Origin of the sequence: Pseudomonas sp. CM27 (assembly GCF_013179515.1) — a bacterium.
Classification (GTDB): Bacteria; Pseudomonadota; Gammaproteobacteria; order Pseudomonadales; family Pseudomonadaceae; genus Aquipseudomonas.
The window spans coordinates 1-18180 of sequence record NZ_JABMCN010000111.1 but is presented as its reverse complement, the minus strand read 5'-3'; the positions used below and the strand labels follow the sequence as shown (position 1 = coordinate 18180).

Genomic DNA, 18180 nt, shown 5'->3' with positions numbered 1-18180 from the left:
TGACCATATCCCCTTCCTGGCAGAACAACGCCTTCACCGTCCCGCTATGCGGGGCACGAATGCTGTGCTCCATCTTCATGGCCTCCAGCACCACCAGCGCAGTACCCGCTTCTACCACCTGCCCCGGCTCCACCAATACCCGCACGATGCTGCCGTTCATGGGCGCACTCAGGCCGCCCTGATGGCTGTGGCTGGCCTCGGCTTCGGCAATCGGGTCGAAGGCTTCGATGGCGTGCATCTCACCTTCCCAGCGCAGGTACAGCGTGCCACCCCGGCGAACCGCCAGATGCTGGCGCCGCACGCCATCCTGCTCATGCACCAGTTGCTCGCCCAGCAATTGCCAGGTGGACGCAGCGCTGCGCTCCAGGGCAACGGCCTGATCCTGGCCGCCGCTCAGCAGATGCAGGCTGCTGCGCGCCGGCAGGCCCAGGCGCAGGCCGTTGCGCTCGCGCCACGGGGAACGGCAATCATCCCCCCGCTGATGCCCGCCCTGGCCCTGCAGCCAAGCCTCGGCCGCCGCTTCCCAGAACACTGCCGGTAGCGCTTGCGGCGCTGGCAGCAAAACAGCCTGGTGACGTGGAATGAATCCGGTGTCCAGCTCTGCCGCAGCAAACGCCGGGTGCGCGAGGATACGCCGCAAGAAGGCAATGTTGGTCTTCAGCCCGCCAATCGCGAATTCGTCGAGCATGGCCAGCAAGCGCAGGCGCGCCTGCTCGCGGTCTTCGCCCCAGGCGATCAGCTTGCCCAGCATCGGGTCGTAGAACGGCGATACCACATCGCCTTCGCTGACCCCGCTGTCCACTCGCCGTCCTTCGCCCGGTGCCGACTCGCGGTACAACGTCAGCTTGCCGGTTGCGGGCAGGAATTCATTGGCGGGGTCTTCGGCATACAGGCGCACTTCGATGGCATGGCCAATCAGCGGCACCTGGTCCTGGGTAATCGGCAAGGCTTCACCGCAGGCCACGCGAATCTGCCAGGCCACCAGGTCGAGGCCGGTAATGGCTTCGGTGACCGGGTGTTCCACTTGCAGGCGGGTGTTCATCTCCATGAAGAAGAACTCGCCACGGGCATCGAGCAGGAATTCCACCGTGCCGGCGCCGACATAGCCGATGGCCTGTGCCGCGCGCACCGCTGCCTCGCCCATCGCTCGCCGCAGTTCGGGCGAAAGGCCAGGGGCGGGGGCTTCCTCGACCACTTTCTGGTGGCGGCGCTGAATCGAGCAGTCGCGCTCGTTGAGGTACAGGCAGTTGCCATGCTGGTCGGCGAACACCTGGATTTCCACGTGGCGTGGCTTGAGCACGTATTTTTCAACCAGCATGCGCGCATCGCCAAACGACGACTGTGCTTCACGCTGGGCCGAGGCCAGGGCATCGGCCAGCTGGCCTTCTTCCTCGACCACCTTCATGCCCTTGCCACCACCGCCGGCGCTGGCTTTGAGCAGCACCGGGTAGCCAATGCGTTCAGCGGCGGCGCGGAAGGTGTCCAGGTCTTGCGCTTCGCCGTGGTAACCCGGCACCAGCGGCACCCCGGCGGTTTCCATCAACGCCTTGGCCGCCGACTTGCTGCCCATGGCATCGATAGCGCTGGCCGGTGGGCCAAGGAAGATCAGCCCGGCCTGTTCGATGGCGCGGGCAAAGCCGGCGTTTTCGGACAGGAAGCCATAGCCTGGGTGAATGGCCTGGGCCCCGCTGGCCTTGGCGGCGGCCAGCAGCTTGTCGACCAGCAGGTAGCTTTCGGCGGCCTTGGTGCCGCCCAGGTCGACGCGGATATCAGCTTCGCGGCTGTGCCGGGCGTCACGGTCGGTGGCGCTGTGCACGGCGACGGTGGTCAGGCCCATGGCCTTGGCGGTGCGCATGACCCGGCAGGCGATTTCGCCGCGGTTGGCAACCAGCAGGGTGGTCAAAGCGGGGCGGCTCATGGGCGCGGCTCCTTCTTGTCATCGGTTTGCCAGGCGGGGCGGCGTTTTTCCAGGAAGGCGCGCAGGCCCTCCTGGCCTTCGGCGCTGACGCGGATGCGGGCAATGGTGTTTTCGCAGTAGCGGCGCAGGGCCGGGCTAAGCTCGCCGTCGTCCACTTCGCGCAGCAGGTCCTTGGTGGCGCGCAACGCCTGCGGGCTGTTGAGCAGCAAGTTGCTCACCCAGGCTTCTACCTGTGCGTCCAGCTCGCTGGCCGGGTACACCTCGGCCAGCAGGCCCAGCTCGCGGGCCCGCACACCGCTGAAGCGTTCGGCGGTAAGGGCGTAGCGGCGCGCGGCGCGCTCACCGATGGCTTTGACCACGAACGGGCTGATCACGGCCGGGGCCAGGCCGATACGCACTTCCGACAGGCACAGCTGGGCGTCTTCGGCGCCGATGGCCATGTCGCAGCAACTGATCAGGCCCAGCGCGCCGCCAAACGCCGCACCTTGCACCACGGCCAGTGTTGGCGTTTTGAGGCGGTGCAAGGCGTACATCAGCTCGCCCAGTTCGTGGGCGTCATCCAGGTTGGTGTTGAAGTCCAACTGCGCCGATTGCTGCATCCAGGCCAGGTCGGCGCCGGCGCTGAAGTGCCGGCCACGGCCGCGCAGCAGCACAAAGCGCAGGCTGGAATCTTCCGCCAGGCGGTCGATGGCCACGATCAGCTCGCGGATCATCTGCGCGTTGAACGCGTTGTTCTTGTCCTCGCGGCTCAGCCACAGGGTGGCGAAGCCGCGCGTGTCGCGGATCACTTCTAGGGTGCTGAAATCGCTCATGATCACATCCGGAAAATGCCGAAGCGGCTGGGTTCGATCGCTGCGTTCAGCGCGGCAGACAGCGCCAGGCCGAGCACGTCACGGGTCTGTGCCGGGTCGATGACACCGTCGTCCCACAGGCGGGCACTGGAGTAGTAGGGGTGGCCCTGGTGTTCGTACTGGTCGAGGATAGGCTGCTTGAGCCTGGCTTCGTCCTCGGCACTGAAGGCCTGGCCGCTGCGTTCGCTTTGCTCGCGCTTGACCTGGGCCAGTACCCCGGCCGCCTGCTCGGCGCCCATCACGCCAATTCGCGCGTTGGGCCACATCCACAGGAAGCGTGGGTCGTAGGCGCGGCCGCACATGCCGTAGTTGCCGGCGCCGAAACTGCCGCCGATGATCACCGTGAACTTGGGTACCTGGGCGCAGGCCACGGCGGTGACCAGCTTGGCACCGTGCTTGGCGATGCCGCCTTCTTCATACTTTTTACCGACCATGAAGCCGGTGATGTTCTGCAGGAACAGCAGCGGGATGCCGCGCTGGCAGGCCAGTTCGATGAAGTGCGCGCCCTTTTGCGCGGCTTCGGCGAACAGGATGCCGTTGTTGGCCAGAATCGCCACCGGGTAGCCGTGCAAGTGGGCGAAGCCGCACACCAGGGTAGTGCCGAACAGCGCCTTGAATTCATCGAACACCGAGCCGTCGACCAGCCTGGCGATGACCTCGCGCACGTCGAACGGCTGCTTGGCATCGGCCGGCACTACGCCGTACAACTCTTCGGCGCCATACAACGGCGCCACCGGCGCCAGGCGCTGCAGTTTGCCCAGCTTGTGCCAGTTGAGGTTGGCCACGCTGCGCCGGGCGATGGCCAGGGCGTGTTCGTCGTTGTCGGCGTAATGGTCGGCCACGCCGCTGGTGCGGCAATGCACATCGGCGCCGCCGAGGTCCTCGGCGCTCACCACTTCACCGGTGGCAGCCTTCACCAAGGGCGGGCCGGCGAGGAAGATGGTCGCCTGCTGGCGTACCATGATCGCTTCATCGGCCATGGCCGGCACATAGGCACCGCCAGCGGTGCACGAGCCCATCACCACGGCAATCTGCGGGATGCCCTGCGCGCTCATGTTGGCCTGGTTGAAGAAGATCCGCCCGAAGTGCTCGCGGTCTGGGAACACTTCGTCCTGGCGTGGCAGGTTGGCACCGCCGGAGTCCACCAGGTAGATGCACGGCAGACGGTTCTGCTGGGCGATGGCCTGCGCACGCAGGTGCTTTTTGACCGTCAGTGGGTAGTACGAACCGCCCTTTACCGTGGCGTCGTTGGCCACGATCATGCATTCCACGCCTTCGACGCGGCCGATGCCGGCGATGACGCCCGCAGCGGGCACGTCTTCGCCGTACACCTCATGGGCGGCCAGCTGGCCGATTTCGAGGAACGGCGAGCCCGGGTCCAGCAGGCGGTCGATACGCTCGCGCGGCAGCAGCTTGCCCCGCGAGGTGTGCCGCTCCTGCGCCTTCGGGCCGCCGCCCTGGGCGACCTGGGCGAGCAGGCCGCGCAGGGCCTGGACCTGTTCGAGCATGGCCGCGCTGTTGTCGGCGAATTCCGCCGAACGCGGGTTGATCTGGGTATGCAAGGTAGCCATGTGCGCCCGTCCCTTGTGCTCAGCGGGTTTCGTTGAACAGTTCACGGCCGATCAGCATCCGGCGGATTTCGCTGGTGCCGGCACCGATCTCGTACAGCTTGGCATCGCGCAGCAGGCGGCCCGCCGGGAATTCGTTGATGTAGCCGTTGCCGCCGAGAATCTGGATGGCCTCAAGGGCCATTTGCGTGGCGCGTTCGGCGGTGTAGAGGATCACCCCGGCGGCATCCTTGCGGGTGGTCTCGCCACGGTCGCAGGCCTGGGCCACGGCATACAGGTAGGCGCGGCTGGCGTTGAGCTGGGTGTACATGTCGGCGATCTTGCCCTGGATCAGCTGGAACTCGCCGATGCTCTGGCCGAACTGCTTGCGGTCGTGGATGTACGGCACCACCAGGTCCATGCAGCTTTGCATGATGCCGGTCGGGCCACCGGACAGCACCACGCGCTCGTAGTCCAGGCCGCTCATCAGCACGCGCACGCCACCGTTGAGCTGGCCGAGGATGTTTTCCTGTGGCACTTCGACGTCATCGAAGAACAGCTCGCAGGTGTTGGAGCCGCGCATGCCCAGTTTGTCGAATTTGTTGCTGCGGCTGAAGCCTTTCCAGTCACGCTCGACGATGAACGCGGTAATGCCGTGCGCGCCCTTGTCCAGGTCGGTCTTGGCGTAGATCACGTAGGTGTTGGCGTCCGGGCCGTTGGTGATCCAGGTCTTGCTGCCGTTGAGCACGTAGTGGTCGCCGCGTTTTTCCGCGCGCAGCTTCATCGACACCACGTCGGAGCCGGCGTTGGGCTCGCTCATGGCCAGTGCGCCAATGTGCTCGCCGCTGATCAGCTTGGGCAGGTACTTCAGCTTCTGCTCGTGGGTGCCGTTGCGGTTGATCTGGTTGACGCACAGGTTGGAGTGGGCGCCATACGACAAGGCCACCGAGGCCGAGGCACGGCTGATTTCTTCCATAGACACTACATGGGCCAGGTAACCCAGGCCGGCACCGCCGTACTCTTCCGCCACGGTGATACCCAGCAGGCCCATGTCGCCGAACTTGCGCCACATGTCAGCGGGGAACAGGTTGTCGTGGTCGATTTGCGCGGCCCGTGGCGCCAGCTCGGCGGCGGCGAAGGTGCGCACCTGGTCGCGGAGCATGTCGATGGTTTCGCCCAGGGCGAAGTTCAGGGAAGGGTAATGCATGCGGGGGCACCTTTGTTGTTCTTGAAGTTGGGTTACACCGTAGCTCAAGGAGCTGGCGCCGGACCCTGTGGGAGCGGCTGCAAGCCTGAGGGCAGGTGTCGTTCATCACCTTTACGTTAACGTAAACCTGCATGGGGTTACTGTCAATCGACTCATCACCTTTACGTAAACGTAAATCTGCGCCAGAGTATTCCCGCTTGCTTCAGTCGTGCCCAGAACAACCACAAGAAGGGACACCCATGAGTCAACCCAGCTATACCCGCGGTCGCCAGGACCAAGCCTTGCTGACCCAGACCATCGGCCAGGCGTTCGATGCCACGGTGGCCCGCTGCGCCGACGGCGAGGCGCTGGTGTCGCGCCATCAAGGCTTGCGCTACAGCTGGCGGCAGTTGGCCGAGCAGGTAGAGGTGCATGCCCGCGCCCTGATGGCGCTGGGCGTGAATACTGGCGAAAGGGTCGGCATCTGGTCGCCCAACTGCGCGCAGTGGTGCATCCTGCAACTGGCCAGCGCCAAGGTGGGTGCCATCCTGGTCAACATCAACCCGGCGTATCGCGTAGGTGAACTGGAATATGTGCTGCGCCAGTCCGGCTGCCGCTGGCTGGTGTGTGCCGATGCCTTCAAGCGTTCCGATTATCACGCCATGGTGCAGCAGCTGGTCCCAGAGCTGGCCGCCGCCACGCCCGGCGAGCTGGCGAGCCAAGGCCTGCCCGACCTGCGCGGTGTGATCAGCCTGGGCGCCAATCCGCCGGCTGGCTTCCTGCCCTGGCAAGCGCTGGGCGAACTGGCAGGGCAGACCGACATCGAGGCCTACAGCGCCCGCCAACAAGGCCTGCAGTTCGACCAGCCGGTGAACATCCAGTACACCTCCGGCACCACCGGCGCGCCCAAGGGTGCCACGCTCAGCCACTACAACATCCTCAACAACGGCTTCATGGTCGGCGAAAGTCTGGGTCTGAACGAGCGAGACCGCATGGTGATCCCGGTGCCGCTCTACCACTGCTTTGGCATGGTCATGGCCAACCTTGGCTGCATCACCCACGGCAGCACCATGATCTACCCCAATGACGCCTTCGATGCCGAGCTCACCCTGCGCGCCGTGGCCGAAGAGCGCGCCAGCATCCTCTATGGCGTGCCGACCATGTTCATCGCCATGCTCGACCACCCGTCCCGTGCGCAGATGGACCTGTCGACCCTGCGCAGCGGCATCATGGCCGGCGCTACCTGCCCGATCGAGGTGATGCGCCGGGTCATCGACCAGATGCACATGGCCGAAGTGCAGATTGCCTACGGCATGACCGAAACCAGCCCGGTGTCGCTGCAAACCGGCCCGGACGACGAACTGGAGCTGCGGGTGACCACCGTCGGCCGCACCCAGCCGCAGCTTGAGAACAAACTGGTGGACGCCGACGGTTGCATCGTCGCCCGCGGCCAGATCGGCGAGTTGTGCACCCGTGGCTACAGCGTGATGCTCGGCTACTGGGAAAACCCCCAGGCCACGGCCGATGCCATTGACCCGGCTGGCTGGATGCATTCGGGCGACCTGGCGGTGATGGATGAGCACGGGCATGTGCGTATTGTGGGGCGCAACAAGGACATGATCATTCGCGGTGGCGAGAACATCTACCCGCGCGAGCTGGAAGAGTTCTTCTACACCCACCCGGCGGTGGCCGACGCGCAGGTGATCGGCATTCCGTGCAGCCGCTACGGGGAAGAGATCGTCGCCTGGATCAAGCTGCACCCTGGGCACAGCGCCACGGTGGAAGAGCTGCAGGGCTGGTGCAAGGCACGCATTGCGCATTTCAAGGTGCCGCGGCATATCCGCTTTGTCGACGAGTACCCAATGACAGTGACCGGCAAGGTGCAGAAGTTCCGCATGCGCGAGATCAGTGTGGCGGAGATTTCAGCTGTATCAGCTGGATGATGTGCTAGCTCAGCCGGCCTCTTCGCGGGTCAATCGGATCGCTCCGATTGACCCGCGAAGAGGCCGGTCCTGCCTGCACAGAATCCTGGTCTACCCTTAAGCCTTCACCGGTGGCTCCTGGCTTGGCGGGTCGCCTACCGTCGGCGGCACGGTCGGCTTGATCGGCAGCTCGTCCGGGTCCTGTTCCGGCACGGGCGGCGGCAGGCTCGGGTCGTCGATGTTCGGATCGGGGGTTTCCGGTGGAATCGGGATGTTCATGGCCTGACCTCGCGTGGGTGAATGAAGAGGTGCTGCAGGCTCTGACCGCTGGCAGTTGCCGTTCGCTCAATTTTTTTGAACCCCACGCCTGTGCCCCGGCTCTGAACCCTTACCGCCACCAGCCTGAGGGAGCAAGGTCGATGTCACGTAACGAGCCGTTTGAAAGCGTGCCCATGGCGAACGATCACCCGGACCAGGTCATCAGCCTGTCCCAGGCGCTGCTGGCACCGCGCATCGCAATCGAGGATACCCAACCGGTACTCGACGGCGGCACGTTTGCCGCCAAGGCCATCAGCAACCAGCCGGTTTCGGTCAGCAGCAAGGTATTCACCGACGGCCACGACCGCATGGCCGTGGTGTTGAACTGGCGCCAGGCGGGCAGCCGGCGAATTCACTGCGTGCCCATGACATCGCCCGGCAATGATCTGTGGCTGGCCGAGTTCACGCCTACCGAAATCGGCCCGCACCTGTTCAGCATCGACGCCTGGATCGACCCCTACGCCACCTACTGCCATGACCTGGAAAAAAAGTTCCAGGCGGGGGTGGACATCAAGCTGGAGCTTGAAGAGGGGCGGCTGCTGCTGGGCAAGGGCATTGAACTGAGCAGTGGCGCATTGCGCGAGCAGTTGCAGGCGCTGCAGGCGCGGCTGCAGACGCTGCCCGATGACGACCAGGTGGCACTGTTGCTGGGCACCGAGGCCAGCCGGTTGATGAGCGAAGCCGGGCACCGCTGCTACCTCACCAGCAGCACCGAGTTCCCGCTGGATGTCGACCGCCCGGCAGCACAGTTTGCCAGCTGGTATGAGCTGTTTCCGCGCTCGATCACCGACAGCCCCGAGCGCCATGGCACCTTCAACGATGTGCATCAGCGCCTGCCGATGATCCGCGACATGGGTTTCGATGTGTTGTATTTTCCGCCCATTCACCCTATCGGCACCCAGCACCGCAAAGGCCGCAACAACGCTTTGCAGGCGCAACCCGAAGACCCGGGCAGCCCTTATGCCATCGGCAGCGCCGAGGGTGGGCACGACGCCATTCACCCGCAACTGGGCAGCCGCGAGGACTTCCGTCGGCTGGTGTCGGCGGCCGCGCAGCATGGTCTTGAGATCGCGCTCGACTTCGCCATCCAGTGTTCCCAGGACCACCCCTGGCTGAAACAGCATCCGGGCTGGTTCAGCTGGCGCCCGGACGGCACTATCCGCTACGCCGAGAACCCGCCCAAAAAATACCAGGACATCGTCAACGTCGACTTCTACGCCCCCGACGCAGTGCCGAGCCTGTGGCTGGCCCTGCGCGATGTGATCATCGGCTGGGTCGAGGAGGGCGTCAAAACCTTCCGCGTCGACAACCCGCACACCAAGCCGCTGCCGTTCTGGCAATGGCTGATCGCCAATGTGCGCAGCCAGTACCCGGACGTGCTGTTCCTCGCCGAAGCCTTCACCAAGCCGGCGATGATGGCGCGGCTGGGCAAGGTGGGGTACGCGCAGAGCTACACCTACTTCACCTGGCGCAATACCAAGGAGGAGCTGCGCGAGTTCTTCGAGCAACTCAACCAGCCGCCATGGAGCCAGTGCTACCGGCCCAACTTTTTCGTCAATACGCCGGATATCAACCCGTTCTTCCTGCAGCACTCGGGCCGCGCCGGGTTCCTTATCCGCGCTGCGCTGGCGACCATGGGGTCGGGGCTGTGGGGGATGTATTCCGGCTTCGAGCTGTGCGAAGCCGCCGGGTTGCCGGGCAAGGAAGAGTATCTGGACTCGGAGAAGTACGAGATTCGTCCGCGCGACTTCACCCAGCCCGGCAACATCATCGCCGAGATTGCCCAGCTCAACCGCATTCGCCGGCAGAACCCGGCATTGCAGACGCACCTCGGTGTGGCGTTCTTCAACTGCTGGAACGACAACATCCTGTACTTCGCCAAGCGTACGCCCGAGCGTGACAACTTCATCCTGGTGGCGATCAGCCTCGACCCGTTCAACGCCCAGGAGGCGCATTTCGAATTGCCCCTGTGGGAGCTGGGGCTGGATGACGATGCTGAAACCCACGGCGAGGATTTGATGAATGGCCACCGCTGGTCCTGGTACGGCAAGACCCAGTTCATGCGTATCGAACCCTGGCATCAGCCATTCGGTATCTGGCGGATCGAAAAGGCGCGCTAGGGCTTGAATATTCTGGGGCCGCTTTGCGGCCCATCGCCGGCAAGCCTGCTCCCACAGGGCCGGTGCCAGCTGTGAGTTTTGCAAGACATCCTCTGGCTTGGCGCTTGCTGTCAGATTTGCACAGAACCTGTGGGAGCTGGCTTGCCGGCGATGGGCTGCATAGCAGCCCCGAAGTCAGGCAACACGGTTTCGCAGAAATGAAAGGAGTCACTCATGGCCAAGCGTTCCCGCCCGGCAGCCTTTATCGACGACCCGCTGTGGTACAAGGACGCCGTCATCTACCAGCTGCACATCAAGTCGTTCTTCGATTCGAACAACGACGGCATCGGCGACTTCGCCGGCCTGATCAGCAAGCTCGACTACATCGCCGAGCTGGGTGTGAATACGTTGTGGCTGCTGCCGTTCTACCCCTCGCCACGGCGCGATGACGGCTACGACATTGCCGAATACAAAGATGTGCATGCCGACTACGGCAGCCTGGCCGACGCCCGCCGATTCATTGCCGAAGCGCACAAGCGCGGGCTGCGGGTAATCACCGAACTGGTCATCAACCACACCAGCGACCAGCACCCGTGGTTCCAGCGCGCCCGCCACGCCAAGCCCGGCAGCAAGGCGCGGGACTTCTACGTGTGGTCGGACGACGACCAGAAATACGACGGCACGCGCATTATCTTCCTCGACACCGAGAAGTCCAACTGGACCTGGGACCCGGTCGCCGGCCAGTATTTCTGGCACCGCTTCTACTCGCACCAGCCCGATCTCAATTTCGACAACCCGCAGGTGCTCAAGGCGGTCATCGGGGTGATTCGCTTCTGGCTCGACCTGGGCGTCGACGGCCTGCGCCTGGATGCCATTCCCTACCTGATCGAGCGTGACGGCACCAACAACGAAAACCTCGCCGAAACACACGACGTGCTCAAGGCGATCCGCGCCGAAATCGACGCCAACTACCCCGACCGCATGCTGCTGGCCGAGGCCAACCAGTGGCCCGAAGACACCCGCCCGTACTTCGGCGAAGGCGAGGGCGATGAATGCCACATGGCCTTCCATTTCCCGCTGATGCCGCGCATGTACATGGCCCTGGCCATGGAAGACCGCTTCCCGATCACCGACATCCTGCGTCAGACACCGGAAATCCCCGCCAACTGCCAATGGGCGATTTTCTTGCGCAACCACGATGAGCTGACTCTGGAAATGGTCACCGACCGCGAGCGTGACTACCTTTGGAACTATTACGCCGAAGACCGCCGTGCGCGCATCAACCTGGGCATCCGTCGCCGGCTGGCGCCGCTGCTGCAGCGTGATCGACGGCGCATCGAACTGCTCACCAGCCTGCTGCTGTCGATGCCCGGCACGCCCACCCTGTACTACGGCGATGAGCTGGGCATGGGCGACAACATCTACCTGGGCGACCGCGACGGCGTGCGCACGCCCATGCAGTGGTCGCCGGACCGCAACGGCGGATTTTCCCGCGTCGACCCGCAGCGCCTGGTGCTGCCGCCCATCATGGACCCGCTGTACGGCTACCAGACAGTGAATGTCGAGGCCCAGAGCCATGACCCGCACTCGCTGCTGAACTGGACCCGGCGCATGCTGGCGGTGCGCAAGCAGCAAAAAGCCTTTGGCCGCGGCACGCTGCGTACCCTTACCCCCAGTAACCGGCGCGTTCTCGCCTATATCCGCGAGTACACCGACGCCGATGGCAATACCGAGGTGATCCTGTGCGTGGCCAACGTGTCCCGCGCCGCCCAGGCAGCCGAACTGGAATTGTCACAATTCGCCGACAAAGTACCTGTGGAGATGCTGGGCGGCAGCGCCTTCCCACCAATCGGCCAGTTGCCGTTCCTGCTGACCTTGCCACCCTATGCTTTTTACTGGTTCCTGCTGGCGTCGCACGACCGCATGCCCAGCTGGCACATCCAGGCCACCGAGGGGTTACCCGAATTGAATACGCTGGTACTGCGCAAACGCATGGAAGAACTGCTGGAAGCACCTGCCAGCGATACGCTGCAAACCGCCATCCTGCCGCAATACCTGCCCAAGCGCCGCTGGTTTGCCGGCAAGGAAGGACCAATCGACGACGTGCGCCTGTGCTATGGCGTGCGCTTTGGCACCGCCACCACGCCGGTGCTGCTCAGCGAAATCGAAGTGCTCAGTGACGGCGTCGCCAACCGCTACCAGCTGCCGTTCGGTCTGCTCCCCGAGGACCAGATCAACACTGCGCTGCCACAGCAACTGGCCTTGTCGAGGGTGCGCCGCGCCCATCAGGTGGGCCTGATCACCGACGCTTTCGTCCTTGAACCCTTCATCCGCGCAGTGCTGCGCGGCTGCCAGGATGGCCTGCACCTGCCGTGTGGCAAGGGCGAGGGCGAGTTGCACTTCGAAAGCACCGAGCAGCTGGCGGAACTGGGCTTGAGCGAGGAAAGCGAAGTGCGCTACCTGAGTGCCGAACAGTCCAACAGCTCGGTGGTGATCGGCGACCGGGTGGTGCTAAAGCTGATCCGCAGGGTCAACCCGGGCGTGCACCCGGAGCTGGAAATGAGCGCCTACCTGACCGCCGCCGGCTTTGCCAATATCTCGCCGTTGCTGGCCTGGGTCAGCCGCGTGGACGAACAGAAAGCGCCGCACCTGCTGATGATCGCCCAAGGTTATCTGAGCAACCAGGGCGATGCCTGGGCCTGGACCCAGAACACCCTGGAAAGGGCCATCCGCGACCAGATGGAGCCCAGCCGCAGCGACGCCGAGGCGCACACCGACGCGCTGGCCGAACTCACCGGCTTTGCCGCTTTACTCGGCCAACGCCTGGGCGAAATGCATCTGCTGCTGGCCGCACCAACCGACGACCAGGCTTTCGCGCCTCGCCCCAGTGATGCGGCTGATAGCAAGCGCTGGAGTCAGCAGATAAGCGCCGAGCTGGCCCACGCCCTCGACCTGCTGGCCCAGCACCGCGAGCACCTCGACGCCGATAGCCAGACACTGGTAGACGACCTGCAGCAACAACGCGACGGCCTGGCCCAGCACATCGCCAACCTCGCTCGCCAGGCCGAGGGTGGCTTGCTGATGCGCGTGCACGGCGACCTGCACCTGGGGCAGGTGCTGGTGGTGCAGGGCGATGCCTACCTCATCGATTTTGAAGGCGAACCGTCCCGTCCGCTTGACGAGCGCCGGGCAAAACACAGCCCCTACAAGGATGTCAGCGGCGTGCTGCGATCCTTCGACTATGCTGCTGCCATGATTTTGCGCAGCGCGTCTGCGGTGGACCTTTCCGACCCGGCGCGCCAAGCCCGGCAACGGGTGGCCAGGCAGTACCTGCACCAGTCGCGGCATGCCTTTGTCGAAGCCTATGGCCTGGCCACCGCCGCCATGCCCCACGCCTGGCAGCAGGCCGAGGGCGAGCGTGCCGCGCTGGAGCTGTTCTGCCTGGAAAAAGCTGCCTACGAAATTACATACGAAGCCGAAAACCGTCCAAGCTGGCTGGCCGTACCTTTGCATGGCCTGCATGGACTGATCAGTACCTGGGGAGAGTCAGAATGAACGTTACAACGCGTGAAAACGGTGGCCTTCGGCAACGGGACCTCGACGCCCTGGCCCGCGCCGAACACGCCGATCCATTTGCGGTGCTCGGCCCCCATGGCGATGGCGCAGGCGGGCAGGTGGTCCGCGCCTTCCTGCCCAGTGCCCTCAGTGTGCGCATCCTGGCGCGCAATGATGGGCGCGTGCTCGCCGAAATGGAGCAGAGCAGCGTGCCCGGCCTGTTCAGCGCGCACCTTGATGAGGCACAGCCCTACCTGCTGCAGATCGGCTGGGCCGGCGGCGAGCAGGTGACCGAAGACCCCTACAGCTTCGGCCCGCAACTGGGCGACATGGACCTGCACCTGTTTGCCGAAGGCAACCACCGCGATTTGTCCGGGCGCTTCGGCGCCCAGCCGACCCAGGTCGACGGCATCGACGGCGTGTGCTTCTCGGTGTGGGCACCGAATGCCCGCCGGGTGTCGGTGGTGGGTGATTTCAACAACTGGGACGGCCGCCGCCACCCCATGCGCCTGCGCCACAGTGCCGGGGTCTGGGAGCTGTTCATCCCGCGCCTGGGCATTGGCGAAACCTACAAGTTCGAGGTGCTGGGCAAGGACGGCATCCTGCCGCTCAAGGCCGACCCGCTGGCGCGCGCAACCGAGTTGCCGCCGAGTACCGCGTCCAAGGTAGCAGGTGAGCTTGGCCACGACTGGCAAGACCACGAATGGATGGCGCAACGCGCCGAGCGCCATGCCTACAACGCGCCGTTGTCCATCTACGAGCTGCACCCAGGGTCGTGGCGCTGCGAGCTGGACGAGGCTGGCGAAGTGGGGCGCTACTACAACTGGCGTGAACTGGCCGAACGCCTGGTGCCTTATGTACAAGAGCTGGGTTTCACCCATATCGAACTGCTGCCGATCATGGAGCACCCGTTCGGCGGCTCCTGGGGCTATCAGCCGTTGTCGATGTTCGCGCCCACCTCACGCTATGGCAGTGCCGAAGATTTCGCCGCCTTCATCGATGCCTGCCACCAGGGCGGCATTGGCGTGCTGCTGGACTGGGTGCCTGCGCATTTCCCTACCGACGAGCACGGCCTGGCGCGCTTCGATGGCACCGCGCTGTACGAATACGACAACCCGCTGGAAGGCTACCATCAGGACTGGAACACGCTGATCTACAATCTCGGCCGCAACGAGGTACGCGGTTTCATGATGGCCTCGGCCCTGCACTGGCTGAAGCACTTCCACATCGACGGCCTGCGTGTCGATGCGGTGGCTTCGATGCTGTACCGCGACTATTCGCGCAAGGCCGGTGAATGGGTGCCCAACCGCCACGGCGGGCGCGAGAACCTGGAAGCCATCGACTTCATCCGTCACCTGAACGGTGTGGCGGCCCATGAAGCCCCGGGCGCACTGATCATCGCCGAAGAATCCACTGCCTGGCCCGGTGTCAGCCAGCCGACCCAGCAGGGCGGCCTGGGCTTTGCCTACAAGTGGAACATGGGCTGGATGCACGACACGCTGCATTACATCCAGAACGACCCGGTGCACCGCAACCACCACCACAACGAGATGAGCTTCGGGCTGATCTATGCCTATTCCGAGCACTTCATCCTGCCGATTTCCCACGACGAAGTGGTGCACGGCAAGCATTCTCTGATCGACAAGATGCCCGGCGACCGCTGGCAGAAGTTTGCCAACCTGCGCGCCTACCTCACCTTCATGTGGGCGCATCCGGGCAAGAAGCTGCTGTTCATGGGCTGCGAGTTCGGCCAGTGGCGTGAATGGAACCACGACAGTGAACTGGACTGGTACTTGCTGCAATACCCCGAACACCAGGGTGTGCAACGCCTGGTGAGCGACCTCAACCGCCTGTATCGCGAGGTGCCGGCGCTGCACGAGCAGGATTGCCAGCCGCAGGGCTTCCAGTGGCTGATCGGGGACGATGCGCAGAACAGCGTTTATGCCTGGCTGCGCTGGAGCAGCAGTGGCGAGCCGGTGCTGGTGGTGGCCAACTTCACGCCGGTGCCGCGCGAGGGGTATCGCATTGGCGTGCCGTTCGGCGAGCGCTGGCAGGAGTTGCTGAATAGTGATGCAGAGCTGTATGCCGGGTCGAATGTGGGCAACCTGGGGGTGGTCGAGAGTGACGAGCTGGCCAGTCATGGGCAACCGTTGTCGCTGGCCCTGAACCTGCCGCCGCTTGGCGTATTGATCATGAAACCAGCCTGACCGGTTACCAGGGGCTGGCCCCTTCGCAGCACAAGGCCCCTTCGCAGCACAAGGCTGCTCCTACAGGTTCGCGCTTTCCTGGGTAGGAGCAGCCTTGCGCTGCGAAAGACCTGACATGCTTACCACCGCATCCTTACCCCAAGGCTGCCAATCAGCCCGTTCAAATCATTGTCATCCACATCACTGCTGTAGTCGGCACTGACAAACAGCGCCACCGATGGCGTCACCCGCGCCACCAGCCCCAAACCCAATTCAACGGTGGTGGAGTAGCGCGAGCTGGAAATCTTGTCGACCTGGTCCAGCTTTACCTCATCGGCGTTGCTGAAGTCGTACCATACGTTGGTGCGCACATAGGGTTCGATGGGCATGCCGCGCACTTCGTAGCTTGCGGACAGCTTGGCACCGACCCGGCCGCTCCAGCTCGGCTGGCTGTCGAAGGCTTGCAGGGTCTCTTCCTGCACCCGGCTGCCGGGGAAGAACTGCTGGTTGATCAACTGCGCCTGCGGCTCGATCACCCAGCCGCCACCCAGACCGATGGGGATGCCAGCCTCCACCGAAAAGGTCATCGCGTGGCCGCTGTCGTCCAGCCGTTGCCCGTTCTCGTTGCGGCCATTGACGTCGATGCGCGAGCCCATGGCTACGGCATCCAGGTGCCAGCCTTTCTCATGGGTCATGCTCCAGTACACGCCCAGGCTCTCGCCACTCAGGTTGACGGCATTGCGCTGCTTGTCGCCCAGCAGCGGGCGCATGCCGTTGAAGCTGCTCTGCAGGTTGTTGTGCCCCACGAAAATGCCGGCGCGGTGCACATTGCCCGCAGCGGTTTCACGCACGAACAGGTCCGGGCCGATCATCAGTTGCTGGCTGGGTGCTTCCAGCTGCGCGGGCGGTTGCGCGCCGCTGCGTGCACCGGTGGGGAAGAACTGCGCCCATTGGCTGGCGATCAGGTCGGCTGGCGCATGCCCGTGGCGTTCGCCCATCTTTTGCGAAAACGCGTTCAAAGTGCCGATGCTCAAGCCGCTGGCGCTGACCGGGTCAAGCGACGGTTGCGGCACCACTGATTGCTGCAAAAAGCCGGGTGAGCTCGGATCACCTTGCAGTTCGTACGCGAAAGTTTCCACCGGGGTTGCCAGAAGCAGCGACGTGGAAACCGCGTAGAAAATGCTGTCGAAGCGCACAGGGTTCGAGGTGCTTTTCATGGCGGATCTCCTTTGTTTTTGTAGGGTAAAGCCCGAGGACCTAGCCTGTTGTCACGAGCTGTACGACAAAAACAGGGGGCGACCCAAACCCGCACGCCAGCTTTCGCAAGCGCGCACAAAGGCGCGAGCTAGAGGCCCGGCGCGGGATGTTTTCCGCTAGGTAATGTTTATCTAAGGAGACGCTGGGGCTTGCGTCAAGAAAGCGTGAAGCCTGTGTGGATGTTTCGTGGTGGGCCTCAACCCATTGATTAATCGAATAAATAAGGGGTGTATAGCGGGGTTTGCTATTTGCCCTACCTTGGCTATGAAGAATGATTGTTAGAACCGTACCTCGACCGCCAACGGCAGGTGGTCGGATAGGTGCGACCAAGGTTTGTGCCCCAGAATCCGCGGCCCATGGCTCTCGGCGTTGCGCAGGTAGATACGGTCCAGGCGCAGCAGTGGCAGGCGGGCAGGGTAAGTGCGGGCGAGGTGGCCGTGGTGGCGCTCGAAGGCCTCGTGCAGGTCACGCTGCAAGCCCAGGGTGCGGTTGCCGTGGGACTTCCAGTCGTTGAAATCGCCGGCAATGATCACCGGGGCGTCGACGGGCAGGGAATCGAGCAATTCGCGCAGCAGTTGCAGTTGCTTCTGCCGGTGGCTTTCCAGCAACGACAGGTGCACACAGATGGCATGCACCTGGCGCTGGGGCAGGTCGAGGATGCAGTGCAACAGGCCGCGGCGCTCGGGGCCGGTGATCGACACGTCGAGGTTGCGGTGCTCGATGATCGGGTATTTGGACAGCAGCGCGTTGCCGTGGTGGCCGTCGGGATACACCGCATTGCGGCCGTAGGCGAAATCGCTCCACATGCTGTCGGCGAGGAACTCGTACTGGGAAGTCTGCGGCCAGCCAGGGTAGCGGGCAGCGTGGCGATCATGGCTGCCCAGCACTTCCTGCAGGAACACGATGTCGGCCTGGGTGCTGCGCACTGCCTCGCGCAGTTCCGGCAGGATGAAGCGCCGGTTGAAGGCGGTGAAACCCTTGTGGGTGTTCACCGTCAGCACCCGCAGGCGCTTCACGGCCGGAGCCTGGTCGATGCTGGCGAAACCTGGACTGCCGGCTTCGGGGTTCACGGGTACTCCTCGATCGCAGCTGGTGTGTGTTGCCTGCGCCAGACAGGGCCGGTACAGGCAACCAATACTCCATGGGACCGGCAATGACCCCTGGTGTTCACTCTTCGTCGCGTTGCAACACCATCAGCAACATCGACCGCCCCTTGACCTCGAAGGTGCTGTCGAACTGCAGGTGCTGCCCCTTGCGCAGCTCCGGCCGATCGGTATCGACCAGGCAGCTCCAGTAGTCGCCTTCGGGCACTGTGGGCAGCTGGAACGGCACGATGTCATG

Annotated in this window: 11 protein-coding genes; 4 read left to right on the top strand and 7 right to left on the bottom strand. The window is 64.1% G+C overall.

Features of this window, described 5'->3' with window-relative positions; translation table 11 throughout:
• The 4 genes from HP547_RS15285 to HP547_RS15270 all read right to left on the bottom strand — a co-directional run.
• A partial coding sequence (locus HP547_RS15285) for an acetyl/propionyl/methylcrotonyl-CoA carboxylase subunit alpha (protein ID WP_172286728.1) occupies positions 1–1918 on the bottom strand: 1918 nt, incomplete at its 3' end.
• On the bottom strand, positions 1915–2730 hold the full coding sequence (locus HP547_RS15280) for a gamma-carboxygeranoyl-CoA hydratase (protein WP_172286727.1): 816 nt from the start codon (positions 2728–2730) through the stop codon (positions 1915–1917). The genes HP547_RS15280 and HP547_RS15285, both read right to left, overlap by 4 nt.
• A gap of 2 nt (positions 2731–2732) precedes the next feature.
• Positions 2733–4340, bottom strand: coding sequence for a carboxyl transferase domain-containing protein (locus HP547_RS15275; protein ID WP_172286726.1), 1608 nt, complete (start codon positions 4338–4340; stop codon positions 2733–2735).
• 19 nt (positions 4341–4359) lie between these two features.
• Complete coding sequence (locus HP547_RS15270; protein ID WP_172286725.1) at positions 4360–5523, bottom strand: isovaleryl-CoA dehydrogenase; 1164 nt, start codon at positions 5521–5523, stop codon at positions 4360–4362.
• A gap of 239 nt (positions 5524–5762) precedes the next feature.
• On the opposite strand from HP547_RS15270, the gene HP547_RS15265 reads away from it, so the two are divergent.
• The gene (locus HP547_RS15265) at positions 5763–7445 is read left to right on the top strand and encodes an AMP-binding protein (RefSeq protein ID WP_172286724.1); all 1683 of its coding nucleotides are present in this window, start codon (positions 5763–5765) and stop codon (positions 7443–7445) included.
• 96 nt (positions 7446–7541) lie between these two features.
• Here HP547_RS15265 and HP547_RS15260 read toward each other — a convergent pair whose 3' ends face one another.
• Entirely contained in the window at positions 7542–7703 is a 162-nt protein-coding gene (locus tag HP547_RS15260; protein WP_172228164.1) for a hypothetical protein, read from the bottom strand.
• A gap of 140 nt (positions 7704–7843) precedes the next feature.
• On the opposite strand from HP547_RS15260, the gene HP547_RS15255 reads away from it, so the two are divergent.
• The 3 genes from HP547_RS15255 to glgB all read left to right on the top strand — a co-directional run bounded on the left by HP547_RS15255 (position 7844) and on the right by glgB (position 15603).
• Positions 7844–9862 (top strand): alpha-1,4-glucan--maltose-1-phosphate maltosyltransferase, encoded by a 2019-nt coding sequence (locus HP547_RS15255; protein ID WP_172286723.1) that lies wholly within the window; start codon positions 7844–7846, stop codon positions 9860–9862.
• Between the two features lie 213 nt (positions 9863–10075).
• Entirely contained in the window at positions 10076–13396 is a 3321-nt protein-coding gene (gene treS, locus HP547_RS15250) for a maltose alpha-D-glucosyltransferase (RefSeq protein WP_172286722.1), read from the top strand.
• The gene (gene glgB / locus HP547_RS15245; RefSeq protein ID WP_172228158.1) at positions 13393–15603 is read left to right on the top strand and encodes a 1,4-alpha-glucan branching protein GlgB; all 2211 of its coding nucleotides are present in this window, start codon (positions 13393–13395) and stop codon (positions 15601–15603) included. Before treS ends, glgB begins: the two co-directional genes overlap by 4 nt.
• A gap of 119 nt (positions 15604–15722) precedes the next feature.
• Here glgB and HP547_RS15240 read toward each other — a convergent pair whose 3' ends face one another.
• On the bottom strand, positions 15723–16799 hold the full coding sequence (locus HP547_RS15240) for an autotransporter outer membrane beta-barrel domain-containing protein (RefSeq protein ID WP_172286721.1): 1077 nt from the start codon (positions 16797–16799) through the stop codon (positions 15723–15725).
• Between the two features lie 318 nt (positions 16800–17117).
• Positions 17118–17909: an endonuclease/exonuclease/phosphatase family protein gene (locus HP547_RS15235; RefSeq protein WP_172286720.1), complete on the bottom strand. Its 792-nt coding sequence runs from the start codon at positions 17907–17909 to the stop codon at positions 17118–17120.
• Positions 17910–18180: the final 271 nt, after the last annotated feature.